The organism is Baekduia sp. Peel2402, assembly GCF_052567285.1.
The window spans coordinates 1683165-1695654 of sequence record NZ_CP199582.1; the positions used below are offsets into that span (position 1 = coordinate 1683165).

General features: G+C 72.1%; 12 protein-coding genes. 8 read left to right on the plus strand and 4 right to left on the minus strand.

Features of this window, described 5'->3' with window-relative positions; translation table 11 throughout:
* Positions 1 to 316 precede the first annotated feature (316 nt).
* Entirely contained in the window at positions 317 to 556 is a 240-nt protein-coding gene (locus ACT01A_RS08220; RefSeq protein ID WP_445151756.1) for a hypothetical protein, read from the plus strand.
* 1114 nt (positions 557 to 1670) lie between these two features.
* On the opposite strand, the gene ACT01A_RS08225 is transcribed toward ACT01A_RS08220, so the two are convergent.
* Positions 1671 to 2474, minus strand: a complete 804-nt coding sequence (locus ACT01A_RS08225; RefSeq protein ID WP_445151757.1) for a sulfite exporter TauE/SafE family protein — start codon at positions 2472 to 2474, stop codon at positions 1671 to 1673.
* 42 nt (positions 2475 to 2516) lie between these two features.
* Here ACT01A_RS08225 and ACT01A_RS08230 point away from each other — a divergent pair, with 42 nt between their 5' ends.
* The 4 genes from ACT01A_RS08230 to ACT01A_RS08245 are packed head-to-tail and all read left to right on the plus strand — an operon-like array spanning position 2517 to position 7333.
* Positions 2517 to 4142: a glycosyltransferase 87 family protein gene (locus tag ACT01A_RS08230; protein WP_445151758.1), complete on the plus strand. Its 1626-nt coding sequence runs from the start codon at positions 2517 to 2519 to the stop codon at positions 4140 to 4142.
* A gap of 44 nt (positions 4143 to 4186) precedes the next feature.
* Positions 4187 to 5155 (plus strand): ROK family protein, encoded by a 969-nt coding sequence (locus ACT01A_RS08235; RefSeq protein WP_445151759.1) that lies wholly within the window; start codon positions 4187 to 4189, stop codon positions 5153 to 5155.
* A complete protein-coding gene (gene rpiA / locus ACT01A_RS08240) occupies positions 5152 to 5808 on the plus strand; it encodes a ribose 5-phosphate isomerase A (RefSeq protein WP_445151760.1) in 657 nt (218 codons plus the stop codon). The genes ACT01A_RS08235 and rpiA overlap by 4 nt, the downstream gene beginning before the upstream one ends.
* Positions 5809 to 5812: 4 nt before the next feature.
* Entirely contained in the window at positions 5813 to 7333 is a 1521-nt protein-coding gene (locus ACT01A_RS08245) for a flavin-containing monooxygenase (RefSeq protein ID WP_445151761.1), read from the plus strand.
* On the opposite strand, the gene ACT01A_RS08250 is transcribed toward ACT01A_RS08245, so the two are convergent.
* The gene (locus ACT01A_RS08250) at positions 7283 to 8611 is read right to left on the minus strand and encodes a S8 family serine peptidase (RefSeq protein WP_445151762.1); all 1329 of its coding nucleotides are present in this window, start codon (positions 8609 to 8611) and stop codon (positions 7283 to 7285) included. The two genes, ACT01A_RS08245 and ACT01A_RS08250, sit on opposite strands and share 51 nt — an antisense overlap.
* A 60-nt stretch (positions 8612 to 8671) precedes the next feature.
* Here ACT01A_RS08250 and ACT01A_RS08255 point away from each other — a divergent pair, with 60 nt between their 5' ends.
* From ACT01A_RS08255 to ACT01A_RS08265, 3 genes are read left to right on the plus strand one after another with little or no spacing between them, the layout of a single operon-like run.
* Positions 8672 to 9907, plus strand: coding sequence for an EAL domain-containing protein (locus ACT01A_RS08255; protein WP_445151763.1), 1236 nt, complete (start codon positions 8672 to 8674; stop codon positions 9905 to 9907).
* The gene (locus tag ACT01A_RS08260; protein ID WP_445151764.1) at positions 9904 to 10347 is read left to right on the plus strand and encodes a GNAT family N-acetyltransferase; all 444 of its coding nucleotides are present in this window, start codon (positions 9904 to 9906) and stop codon (positions 10345 to 10347) included. Before ACT01A_RS08255 ends, ACT01A_RS08260 begins: the two co-directional genes overlap by 4 nt.
* 3 nt (positions 10348 to 10350) lie before the next feature.
* Positions 10351 to 11013 carry an HAD family hydrolase gene (locus ACT01A_RS08265; protein WP_445151765.1) on the plus strand — a complete coding sequence of 221 codons (663 nt, stop codon included), beginning with the start codon at positions 10351 to 10353 and terminating at the stop codon, positions 11011 to 11013.
* Between the two features lie 13 nt (positions 11014 to 11026).
* Here ACT01A_RS08265 and infA read toward each other — a convergent pair whose 3' ends face one another.
* Together infA and ACT01A_RS08275 are read right to left on the minus strand one after the other, a co-directional pair.
* Positions 11027 to 11248, minus strand: a complete 222-nt coding sequence (infA, locus tag ACT01A_RS08270; protein ID WP_027006585.1) for a translation initiation factor IF-1 — start codon at positions 11246 to 11248, stop codon at positions 11027 to 11029.
* Positions 11249 to 11428: 180 nt separating this feature from the next.
* A complete protein-coding gene (locus ACT01A_RS08275; protein ID WP_445151766.1) occupies positions 11429 to 12433 on the minus strand; it encodes an acyl-CoA dehydrogenase family protein in 1005 nt (334 codons plus the stop codon).
* Positions 12434 to 12490: the final 57 nt, after the last annotated feature.

The following is a 12490-nucleotide window of genomic DNA, read 5'->3' on the forward strand; positions in this document are numbered from 1 at the left end:
AAAGTCGTTCGGACCAGCCAAGCAGCTCGAACCGCCGATGACCAACGTCGACGTAGTAGTAACAGTAAGCTGGCCCGTGGTGGCCCGGTGACCCGGATTAGCGTAAATCGCGTGCGCCTGACCCGAGATGTGGCAGTTCTTTGCACCCGAGACACCACCGATAGTGACCCCACAAGTCACATCCGCGTTCCCAGTCGTAGTGTTCGTGGCGGGCTGAGAGGCGCCAGTCAGGGTGTACCCGCAAGTGACGGTCACGGCCTGCGCTGCCAACAGACAACCCGTGTATTGGATCTGACCGGACACGTTGTAGAGCGCGTTGACCGTCGAGCCACCTGCAGCGGTGCCCGTCGCGGTGCCGCCCGTGCACGCCAAGTTGACACCAGTCGAAGCCGACAGCGTGCCGGGCCCCGTCGTGGCGGTGAACGCCGTGGAACCGGTGTTGTGCCACGTGACCGCACCGGCGGTCGCCGACATCACGCCCACGAGCGACGCCACTGCCGTCACGAGGACGACCAATCGCGAAATCCTACTCATGATCTATCTACTCCTTGATTGAAGAAACGATGCAAAGCACCGCTAGAACGACGAGCGCGCCGTCGCGCTAGGACCCCGCTTCGAGATCAAGCCGTTCAGCCTCCACCACAGAGCTGAGCAACCAACCGCTCGCGCGCCCCTTCCGGAGATCTCCGGCGGCTTACGAGCCGGCGACGATGACACCGGACAGGCTGAGTAGCAGCCAGAGCCAAAATCGCAAGACCTGCCCGATAGCCAAGCACGAGAATTGCCCTAACGATGTTCCACCACTAGCCAGCGTCTAATTATCTGACGCCGAAAATCTTGTTAAATCCAGTCGCACATCTAGGACGGACAAAATACGAGCGCTCGCCGGTACTCATCGGCCAACTGGGCAAATCGCCTCCTCCCGCCCCTCCCCGATCTTGCCGTCGCGGCAGACTCGCTAGCCCAGCACCGCGAGGCCCTATCAAGGCGACAGCAGGTCGCGGGGACGGCAGGAGGCCGACCACCCCTTGCTGGCACGGTGGTGCCTGAACATCGCTCACCGATTGGGTACCCACATAGCTCGGTGGGATAGCCATCCCGACATCCCGCACACAGATGCAACCGAGCGCCCGGATGTGTTCGACTGAGCTGGCGTCGATGGGTCCGTAGACCCAGCCTTCGAGCATCGTACGGATGAAGCGCTTGGCCTCGCCGTTGGTTGTGGACGGCCGGCCAGGTGTGCAGGGCTGGGGCGGCCCTAGCTGGTGGCAGAGCAATCACGTGAGCGCGGGAAGCGTTGGGCGAGCGGTTGTTGGTGATCGTTAGCGCGACGTCTCTCGCACTTGTTGCCCGCGCCGCCAACGATCTGGCCGAGCTTTCGATGCGGTGTGGAGGCCCTAACGCTCATAGCAATCGGCGGTCGCGGGAACTCGCGTCGTCCTAGGCAGCTCATCCCGATCCGGGACTAGCCGCCCGAAGCGCCCGGACTGAGCCTGGCGCGCGGACTCAGACCGGCGCGCCGCCGCCGATCAGGGCGGAGACCGCGCCGAGCAGGAGCATGCCGATCACCAGCGCAAGCAGATGACGGCCGGAGATGGTGGTGGGCTGGGTGCGCATGGGCGTTCGTAAGGCAGAACGCACGGCGCAGCCGAAGGTGACGGGGTTCCCCGTCAGCCGCGGATCAGCAGCACGACCGCGACCGTCACGCCGAGCGTGATCACCAGTCCGCGCAGCACGTGGTCCGGCAGCCGCCGCGCCACGCCGACGCCGACGCGCCCGCCGACCATCGTCCCCGACCCGACGAGCGCGACGCCCAGCCACGACACGGGCCCGAAGATCGCAACCGCCACCGCGCTGACGACCGCCACCGTCAGCGAGAGCACCTGCTTGATGGCGTTGAGCCGCTGCATCGGCTCCTCCAGCGTCAACCCCAACGCCGCCAGCAGCACGATCCCCAGCCCCGCGCCGAAGTAGCCGCCGTAGATCGAGGCGATCCCGACCGACACGACCAGCCGCGTCGGCGCGGTGTGGTGGTGCACGCGCGCGACCCACTTCGAGACGAACGGCTGCGCCGCCAACAGCGCGCACGCCAGCAGCACCAACCACGGCGCCAGCGCCTCGAACGTGTCCTCCGGGCCGACCAACAGCAGCGTCGTCCCGACGATCGCGCCTAGCCCGGCCGACAGCGCCAGCACCCGCACCCGCGCGCGCTGGCCCGCCAGCTCATCACGCGACGTGGCGGCGGCCGAGAGGTACCCCGGCAGCGTCGCGATCAAGTTGGTGACGTTGGCGCTCAGCGGCGAGAGCCCGGTGGCCAACAACGCGGGGAACGAGACCAGCGAGCCGCCGCCCGCGACCGCGTTGATCGCCCCGGTGGTGACCCCGGCGGCGGCGAGCAGTGCGGCGTCGGCGACGTCCATCGAGCGGCGGATCGTGCCAGACGGCCCGACGGACGCGCGTCCGGGCGCGGCCACGCGCCGTTAAACCCTGCATCCGTCCGGTCGATCCAACGGTTGATGGCCCTCCCGTCCAGCTCCGCCCGGCGGATCGCGCTCGTCGTCGCCCTCGCGACGTTCGTGCTCGTCGCCGTCGCGGGCGCGCTGGCGCACCACGACAAGCCGCTGGGCGTGCCCAAGGCGCAGGCCATCGCGCGCGCCAAAGCCGCCCCGCAGGTGCGCGACGTCCTGAAGCCCGGCGACCGCGCCCAGACGCTCTACGTCGACGAGGACCTGGTCAAGGTCCAGTTCTACCGCGGCGACCGCGCCGTCGCCGTCGCCGGCGTCGACGCGAAGGACGGCATCGTCTACGAGGGCGCGCACGAGAACCCGTTGGGCTGGGGCGCGCCGTTCACGCACCGCGCGCTCCCGCTGGCCGCGCTCGCGCTCCTCTTCCTGCTGGTCACCTTACGCGTGCCGCTGCGCCGCAACGCGACGCGCACCGTCGACCTGCTGGCAATCTGCGCCCTGGTGGTCCCCGCGGTCCTCTTCGACCAGGGCTACTTCGCGCACGGCCAGGCGCTCATCGCGTTGCTGCTGCTCTACCTCGTCGCCCGTGGCGCCGTGTTGGCGGTGCGCGGCCCGAGCCGCGCCGAGGACCCCAGCGCACCGGTCCTATTGGAGGCGCTCGCCGCACGCGCCGGGCTGCCGCAGCTCGTCCGCCAGATCGGTTGGGCGCTGCTGGCCGCGACCGTGCTGATCACGATCACCTCCAACGGCGTCATCGACATCGCGTTCGCCGACATGGAGGGCGCGACCGTCCTGCTCCAGGGCCACCTCCCCTACGGGAACATGCGGGGCGGCGACATCATCCACGGCGACACCTACGGGTTGCCGATCTACGCCTTCTCCGCCCCGTTCGCCGCGCTCTGGCCGATGCACGACGGCTGGGACGACCCGATCGGCGCGCTGATCTCCAACGCGCTGCTGATCCTGCTCTGCGTGTGGGGGCTCGCGCGCACGGTCGAGCACGGCCGTCGCTGGACGGCGATCGTCGCGTTCCTCGCCTTCCCCGCCACGCTGATGTCGGTCTCCAGCGGGACCAACGACCTGCTGATCGCCGCGCTGTTGTTGTGGGCCTTCCTGTGGTGGACGCGACCGGTCGCCTCCAGCGCGATGATCATGCTCGCCGGGACCGCCAAGATCGCGCCGCTGGTGCTGCTGCCGCTGTGGCTGGCGCGCCTGCGCGGGCGCGAGCTGGTCGCCGCCACGGCCGTCTGCGCCGGGATCGGGCTCACGGTCCTCGCCGCGCTGGTCGCGATCGGCGGCCTGCACGGCCCGCTCGACATGGCCAACGCGATCGCCTTCCAGCTCAGCCGCCAGTCCGAGCTGGCGGTTTGGACCCAGCTGCCGATCGCCGGGTTGCAGCCGCTGGCCCAGGGCCTGACGATGGCCGTCGCGCTCGGCGGCGCCGCGCTCGTCTTCCTAGACCGCGAGATCGCCGCCGACCCGCGCCGCGTCGCCGGCCTGGTCACCGCGGTGCTCGCCGGCCTGCAGCTGTCGGCCAACCACTGGGCGCCGATGTACCTGCTGTGGCTCGCGCCGCCGGTGATGCTCGCGCTCGCGGGCCCGCTCGGCGCCCGCGCGCCCGTCGCCGCGCACGACGCGGAGACGGTTCCCGCCGCCGCGAAGCTCGCCGCCGCCTAGACCCGCGCGGGTGACCCGCGCCCGGATCGGGCAAGCTGCCGTGCATGGCAGACGCAGTCCTCCGCGGAGGCGTGGACCTTGGCGGCACCAAGATCCAGGCCGTCATCGCCGATCCCGACCACAACGTGCTCGGTCAGGCACGACGTCCGACGCCCACCGAGGGCGGCCCATCCGACGTCGTAGACGCGATCGCCGAGGCGCTGGCCGAGGCCGCCGAGCAGGCCGGCGTCGAGCTCTCCGCGCTGTCCGGGATCGGCGTCGGCGCGCCCGGCGCGATCGACGAGTCCAAGGGCACGCTCGCGCGCGCGGGCAACCTGCCGGACTGGCAGGACCCCTATCCGCTGGCCGAGAAGCTGGCCAAGAAGACAGGCGCGAAGGTTGTCCGGCTGGGCAACGACGTCCAGGTCGCCACCGACGCGGAGTTCACGCTCGGCGCCGCGCGCGAGTTCGACTCGCTGCTCGGCGTCTTCTGGGGCACCGGCGTCGGTGGCGGGATCGTCCTGGACGGCAAGCCGTGGCTGGGTCGCGGCGCCGCGGGCGAGATCGGCCACATCCCGGTCCGCCACCACGGGCTGAAGTGCCCCTGCGGCCGACATGGCTGCATGGAGGCCTATGCCGGCCGGCGCGCGATGGAGACCCGCGCGCGCAAGGCCGTCGACGACGACGGCGAGAAGACGATCCTCTTCGAGATCATGGAGGAGAAGGGCCGCGACCGCCTGACCTCCGGGATCTGGTGGCGCGCGATCGAGCGCGGCGACGAGCTCGCCGAGCGGCTGATCGACGAGGCCGTGGAGGCGATCGGCACCGCGGTCGCCTCGGCGTGCAACGTGCTCGACCCCGAGGCCGTGATCATCGGCGGCGGCTTGGGCGTGCGCTTCGGCGAGCCCTACGCGCGGCGGATCGAGGACGCGATGATGCCCCACCTCTTCCACGACGCGCACCCGCCCCAAATCCGAGTGGCAGAGCTTGGGGACCTCGGCGGCGCGCTCGGTGCGGCATTGTTGGTGGCGTGAGCACCACGGAGGCCGAGGACTACAAGCGCGCGGCGGCGATCGCCGCCGCCGAGGAGATCGAGGACGGGATGCGGCTCGGGCTGGGCACCGGCTCGACCGTCGCCCACCTGCTGCCCGCGATCGCGGCGCGCGGGTTCACCCGGCTGCGCTGCGTGGCGACGTCGGTCGCGACCGAGCGCCAGGCGGCCGACCTCGGGCTGACCGTCGAGCCGTTCACGTCGCTCACGGCGCTGGACCTGGCGATCGACGGCGCCGATCAGATCGCGCCCGACGGCTGGATCGTCAAGGGCGGCGGCGGAGCGCACACGCGCGAGAAGATCGTGGCCGCGGCGGCGCAGCGGTTCGTGGTGATCGCGGACGGCACGAAGGTCGTCGACGCGCTGGCGGCGCCGGTGCCGCTGGAGCTGTTGGCCTACGGGTTGCCGGCGACGCTGGCGGCGCTGGGCGACACGGCGGTCCGCGAGGGCGCGCCGCCGAGCCCCGACGGCGGCGTCATCGCCGACTACGCCGGCGACGTCTCCGATCCGGCCGCGCTGGCCGCGCGGCTGTCGGACACGCCGGGCGTGATCGACCACGGGCTCTTCCCACCGTCGCTGACCAGCGAGGTCATCGTCGCGGGGCCGGACGGCGTCACCCGCCGTGCGTTAGCTTGACACCATGTCAAGCACGTTGCGCGTGGTCGTCGTGGGCGCGGGGTTCGGCGGGATCGCTGCCGCGATCGAGCTGCAGCGCCACGGCATCACCGACGTCACGATCCTGGAGGCCTCGCCCGACGGCGTCGGCGGCACGTGGTTGGCCAACACCTACCCCGGCGCGGCGTGCGACGTGCCGTCGCACCTGTACTCCTACTCCTTCGCCCAGCGCAAGGACTGGTCGCGGCTGTGCTCGCCGCAGCCCGAGATCCTGGAGTACGCGCGTGGCGTCGCGGCCAAGCACGGTGTCGACCGGCTGGTCGTCGCGGGCGCCGAGGTCAGCGCGTGCGCGTGGGACGACGACGCACGCGCCTGGCGGATCGACGCCGCCGACGGCCGCAGCTGGGAGGCCGACGCCGTTGTCTTGGCCACCGGCCAGCTGCACCAGCCCGCGGCGCCCAGGCTGCCGGGCGCCGAGGACTTCGCCGGGCACGCCTTCCACAGCGCGCGCTGGGACCACGACCACGACCTGCGCGACCGTCGCGTCGCGGTGATCGGCACCGGCGCCTCGGCCGTCCAGTTCATCCCGGAGATCGCGCCGCTGGTCAGCAAGTTGGTGGTCTTCCAGCGCACGGGCAACTGGTTCATGCCGCGCCGCAACCGGCCCTACCCGGGCTGGTGGAAGGCGCTGGTCGCGCGCGTGCCCGGCCTACAAGCCCTGCGCCGGCGCTACGTGTACAACTACACCGAGTCGCTGACGGTGCTGATCCGCCACCCGAAGACCTTCGGCCGGCTCGGGCGGTTGCAGTCCTCGTTGTTCATGCGCTCGCAGCTGCGCGGCCACCCCGAGCTGCGCAAGAAGGTCTGGCCCGACTACGTCTTCGGCTGCAAGCGCGTGCTCTTCTCCTCCGCCTTCCTCCCCGCGCTGGCGCGCGACAACGTCGAGCTCGTCACCGACCACATCGCCCACGTCGAGGCCCAGGGCGTCGTCGACGACCAAGGTGTCCACCACGACGTCGACACCATCATCTACGCGACCGGCTTCAAGACCACGTCCTTCATGTTCCCGATGGCGGTCACCGGCCGCGACGGCGTCCCGCTGGAGGCCGCGTGGGCGGGCGGCGCGTCCGCGCACCTGGGCATGACCGTCCCGGGCTTCCCATCCATGTTCATCATGTACGGGCCCAACACCAACACCTCGGGCGGGTCGATCCTCGTCTACCTGGAGGCCCAGGCGCGGTACCTGCGCCAGGCGCTCCAGCGGGTCGCGGCCGACGACGGCGCGGCGATCGAGGTCCGCGCCGACGTCGCCGCGGCCTCTGACGCCGACGTCCAGTCCCGCTTCGCCGGCACGGCGTGGACCGGCTGTGACTCCTGGTACCGCGACGGCGAGGGCCGGATCGTCACCAACTGGCCCGGCTACATGCGCGAGTACGAGGAGGCGACGGCGACGCTGAACGCCGCTGACTTCACCATCGTGCCGCGCGCGGCGGCCTCAGCCGACCTTCAAGGTGTAGGCGAGTCCGGCGGCGACGCGCACGCCTGAGGCGCGGACGACGGCGTAGAACGTGCGGCTCATCGCCGCCGTGTTGCGCAACTTGATGGTCTTGCTGCCAGACGCCACGCGCGTGGTGCCGCGGTAGCCGGAGAGCGTCAGGCCCTTGGCCGTGGTGGTCAGCTTCACCGTCTTGGTCGACCGCGCCTTGACGCGCACGCGGTAGAAGTCGGCCGGATCCTCGTAGGGCGCGGCGGTCGCCTTGACCGTGCCGGTCGCGTACGCGTCGGGCTTGTCGAAGAGCGAGCCATCGACCTGTGAGGCGTCGTCGTTGGGCTCGCCGCGATCGGCGGCCGGCACCGGCACGGTCAGCGCGGCGGCGAGGTCGACGGTCCCGAAGCCCGAGTGCGCGTTCCAGCCCGCGACGCCGGCGTTGCGCGCGGTCGTGCGCAGCAGGTCGGCGTACTGCGACGGGGCGAGCTTCGGGCGCGCGGCGATCAGCCACGACGCGACGCCGGAGATCATCGGCGCGGCGAAGCTCGTGCCGTCCACGCGCGTGAGGCCGTCGGCGGTGCCGTCGCGGTCCAGCGCGTTGGGCAGCGCGACCGGGATCGCCTCGCCCGGCGCGACGAGGTCCAGCCCGCGACCGCTCGACGAGAACGCCGCAGGCGCGTTGCCCAGCGACAGCGCGCCGACGGTCAGCACGTGCGGGTAGGCGGCCGGGTACTCGGTCGGGTCGCCGTTGTCGCCCTCGTTACCGGCCGAGGCGACGATCAGCGCGCCGTCGCCGTAGGCCGCGGCGACCGCGATCCGCAGCGAGTCGCAGTCCTCCTCGGTCTCGAAGCTCAAGTTGATGACCTTGGCTCCGGCGTCGGCGAGCGCGAGGATCCCCTCGCTGACCTCGTCGCACGACAGCGTCTTGTAGCCCCACGACAGCAGCGGCGCACCGGGCGCGATGCCGAGCACGCCCTGGCCGTCGGCGCGGCCCGCGGCGACGCTCGCGACCTCCGTCCCGTGCGCGACCTCCGCGTTGCCGCTCACGTTAAGGATCTTGCCCGGCGAGTTCTTCAACACCTTGGCCTGGGCGACGTCCGGCACGCCGGCGTCGACGACGTCGTCGACCAGCCCGATCGGCGCGAACGCCGCGGGCGGCACCAGCGTCGCGGGAACGACCAGGCCGCGCGCGTAGCCGTTCGGGTCGGCCTCGTAGGCGGACGCGCGCGTCAGGCCGCCGCCACGCTCCAGCCCGAAGGCGTTGGCGCTTGCTGCGGTGGGGACGGCGAGCGCCAGCAGCAGAGCGACGATGGGACCGGTCGTCCTCCGTGACATCGCGCGGCAGGGTACCGGAGCACGGCAGGACCGGTTGCATCGAGGTCGAACAACCCGGACGTGGAGGAGACCGCACCGCTCACCCCTGCCGTCTTGACGGCGCCCGGCGCGTTGGAGATGCACTTCCAGCCGATCGTGATGGTCGCGACCGGACGGGTGATCTGCCACGAGGCGCTCGCGCGCTTCCCCGGCCTGCCGGGCGTGCCGATCCCCGAGGTCTTCCGCGCCGCGCACGAGCAGGGCTTCGGCCCGCAGCTGGAGGCGCTGGCCGCGCGCCGAGCGCTGGAGACGCCGAACCGCCCGCGCGGCACCGTCCTCAGCGTCAACCTGTCGGTGTCGACGCTCAGCCATCCCGAGGTCTGGTCGCTGCTGCCCGACGACCTCTCCGACGTGGTCGTCGAGATCACCGAGGACGAGCTCTGGGGCCTGGGCGAGGAACTCGAGCAGGCGCTGGCGCGGCTGCACGACGCGGGCGCGCGCGTGGCGCTCGACGACGCGGGCGCCGGCTACTCCGGACTGCAGCAGCTGATGCGCGTCCGGCCCGACATCGTCAAGCTCGACCGCTCGCTGGTCAGCGGCGTAGCGAGCGACCCGGCGCGTGCCGCGCTGGTCGCGTCGTTCTCGTCCTTCGCCTCGCAGACCGGCGGCGCGGTCTGCGCCGAGGGGATCGAGTGCCCGCGCGACCTGCGCGCGATCGCCGAGCTCGACGTCGCCTACGCGCAGGGCTACCTGCTGGGCCGGCCGGCAGCGACGTTCGCGGACCCGTCGCCCGAGGCGGCGGTCTCGGTGGCGGCGTCGCTGCGCGGCGGCGTGCGCGCGCTGGACCAGGCGCGGCGCGACCGGACGACGTCGCTGGGCGGCAGCGTCCCGGAGCGGCTGGCGACGCTGATCGCGGCGGCCGCGGGCGCTGATCGCGTCGACCTGTGGCGCCTGGACCGCCGCGCGGGCGAGCTGGTCGCGGTGCGCGTGCCGGATCGCGATCCCGGCTCGCGCGTGCTGTTGGGCGACGTGCCCGCGCGGGCACACGCGCTCGCGCACTGCGAGGCCGGCCAGGTGCTGCGCAGCGACGTCGAGGCCGACCGCGTCGAGCGCCGCGCCCTGGCCGACTCCGGCTACTCGGGCGTGCTGCTGGTGCCGATCGAAGACGGCGGCGTCGTCCTCGGGCTCGTCGCGGCCTACCGGCGCCGCGCGCGGCCGTGGAGCCGCGAGGCGGTCGCGCGCGTCCGGGCGCGGGCGCTGCCGCTGACGTCGGTGCTGTCGTCGACCGGCGGGTTGACGATCGCCGAACCGGCGTGAGCGACGCGGCGCGCATCGAGCGCGTCGACGCCGCGGTCCTGCGGCCGCTGCGCCAGCGCGTCCTACGCCCGCACCAAACGCTCGCCGAGCAGCTCTTCGACGGCGACCAGGATCCGCTCGCCGGGCACTTCGCGGCGTACGCGAGCGACGGCGACGACCAACCCATAGGCATTGCCTCGATCACGCCCGAAGGCGGGCCGGGCGCGTGGCGGGTCCGCGGCATGGCGACCGACCCGGAGCGCGGGCGCGGCACCGGCGCGGGTGGCGCGCTCCTGCTCGCCTGTCTGGACCACGCGCGGGCAAATGGCGCCACGCGCGTCTGGTGCAACGCACGCACGCCGGCGCGCGGGTTCTACGAGCGCTACGGGTTCGTCGCCGAAGGCGAGGAGTTCGAGCTGCCGCAGATCGGCCCGCACTACGTGATGTCGCTACGGTTCTGACCCATGCCCGCCCGCGCCGTCGTCCTAGACCTCGACGGCGTGGTGGTTGACACCGAGGAGGTGTGGGATCGCGAGCGTCGCGCCTACGTCTCCCAGCACGGCGGGACGTGGACCGACGCGGCTACGCGGGCGATGCAGGGCATGAGCAGCGCGGAGTGGTCGCGCTACCTCGTGGAGGAGCTCGGCGCCGACGGCGATCCGGCCGAGGTGTCGAAGGCCGTCGCGCTGATGGTCGTCGCCGAGGTGCAGCGCGAGCTGCCGCTGCTGCCCGGCGCGATCCGCGCGGTCAACGCGCTGGCGACCGAGTTCACGCTCGGCCTGGCGTCGTCGGCCAACCGCGAGGTGATCGACGCCGTGCTGGACGGCGCGGGGATCACCGAGCGCTTCGCGGCGACGGTGTCCTCCGAGGAGGTCGAGCGCGGCAAGCCCGCGCCCGACGTCTACCTGGAGGCGGCTCGCAGGATCGGGGTCGACCCGACCGCCTGTGTGGCGGTCGAGGACTCCTCGAACGGGCTGCGATCGGCCCACGCGGCGGGCATGATCGTGATCGCCACGCCCAACCACGCCTTCCCGCCGGCCCCCGACGCGCTCGCTTTGGCGGCGGTCGTGGTCGACGGGATCAAGGACGTCACGCCAGACGTGGTGCGTGACGTCGCGGGCGCCTAGAGCGGCGCCCGGCCTACTTCATGCGGTAGACGATGCGCCCGCGGGTGAGGTCGTACGGGGAGACCTCGACACGCACGCGGTCGCCCGGCAGGACGCGAATGCGGTTACGGCGCATCTTGCCCGCGAGGTGCGCCAAGACCTCATGATCATCCATGTCGAGCTGGATGCGGAACAGCAAGTTGGGGAGCGACTCAACGACTTCGCCCTCGAGAGCGACCTTGTCCTCTACGGCCATACACGGCCTCCTTCAGCGATTTTCGGGTTCGGATTGCGCGAGTGAGCGACACGGCGCCGAGGTGACTCGGCGCGCCGGACCATCGCGCGAGAGGGGGCGGGATCCAAGCGCACGCACGGGTCCCACCGAACATTGTACCCGTCCGGCGCCCAGATCCCACCACCCTCGGACGGATGGCCCTTACGCCGCCGCCGGGGCGAGGCGGGCGGCGAGCAGCGCGGCGAGGCGGCGGCGGTGCTTCCCGGACGTGCCGAGCAGCGCCGCGTCGACCTGCGCGCGCTTGTAGAGCCAGTGGACGTCGGCCTCCCAGGTGAAGCCGATGCCGCCGTGGGCCTGGATCGCGGACGCCGTGACGTCGCGGCCGCCGTCCGATGACGCGGCCTTCGCCAGCGCCGCCGCTTCGGGCAGCCGCTCCGGATCCGCGTCAGCCGCCCAAGCGGCGAAGTACGTCGCCGACCGCGCGCCCTCGGTGTCCTTGAGCATCTGCGCGCAGCGGTGCGAGACCGCCTGGTAGGCGCCGACCGGCGTGTCGAACTGCTTGCGGTCCTTGACGTAGGCCAGCGTCATCTCCAGCGCGCGCTGGGAGACGCCGACCAGCTCGGCGGAGACGGCAACGAGCGCGCGGTCGATCGCGACGGCGGAGTCGGCGAGGGCCTCACCGCCATCGGCCGCCACGCGAGCGAAGCGGCGCGTCGGGTCGACGGCATCAACCGGCGTGACGTCGGCGTCGGCGCGCGCGATCACGCGGGCGCTGCCGTCGGCGTCGACCAGGATGATCACGGCCGCGGCGTCGGCGTCCGGCACGAGGCCATCAGCGTTGCCCAGCGCGCCGGTGATCTCACCGGACGCCAGGCCCGGCAGCCACTGCGCCTTCTGCTCGTCCGTGCCGCCGGCCCCGATGGCCTCGGCGGCGAGCACCGTCGCCAAGAACGGCGAGGCGGCAACCGCGTAGCCCAGCTCCTCGGAGAGGATCGCCAGCTCGACGGCGCCCAGGCCCTGGCCGCCGTGCTCCTCGGCGATCGCGATGCCCGGCCAGCCCAGCTCGACGAGCTCCTTCCAGAGGCCCTCGTCGTACTTGTGGGCCTCGGCGGCCTCACGCACCTTGGCGAGCGCCGACCGCGAGCTCAGGAGATCGCGCGCGGTGCGCTTGATCTCGTGCTGGTCCTCGGTGAAGTCGAAGTTCATGCCGACACCTCGCCCAGGGGCTCGGCGTCGGTATCGCGAACTCGCCTGACGGCTCGT

What these genes read in the sequence shown, in the direction of transcription:
- ACT01A_RS08265 (WP_445151765.1), top strand. Translation starts at nt 10,351, where the DNA reads ATGCCCGCCCGCGCCGTCGTCCTAGACCTCGACGGCGTGGTGGTTGAC.
- infA (WP_027006585.1), bottom strand. Translation starts at nt 11,248, where the DNA reads ATGGCCGTAGAGGACAAGGTCGCTCTCGAGGGCGAAGTCGTTGAGTCG.
- ACT01A_RS08275 (WP_445151766.1), bottom strand. Translation starts at nt 12,433, where the DNA reads ATGAACTTCGACTTCACCGAGGACCAGCACGAGATCAAGCGCACCGCG.
- ACT01A_RS08235 (WP_445151759.1), top strand. Translation starts at nt 4,187, where the DNA reads ATGGCAGACGCAGTCCTCCGCGGAGGCGTGGACCTTGGCGGCACCAAG.
- ACT01A_RS08250 (WP_445151762.1), bottom strand. Translation starts at nt 8,611, where the DNA reads ATGTCACGGAGGACGACCGGTCCCATCGTCGCTCTGCTGCTGGCGCTC.
- ACT01A_RS08230 (WP_445151758.1), top strand. Translation starts at nt 2,517, where the DNA reads ATGGCCCTCCCGTCCAGCTCCGCCCGGCGGATCGCGCTCGTCGTCGCC.
- ACT01A_RS08245 (WP_445151761.1), top strand. Translation starts at nt 5,813, where the DNA reads ATGTCAAGCACGTTGCGCGTGGTCGTCGTGGGCGCGGGGTTCGGCGGG.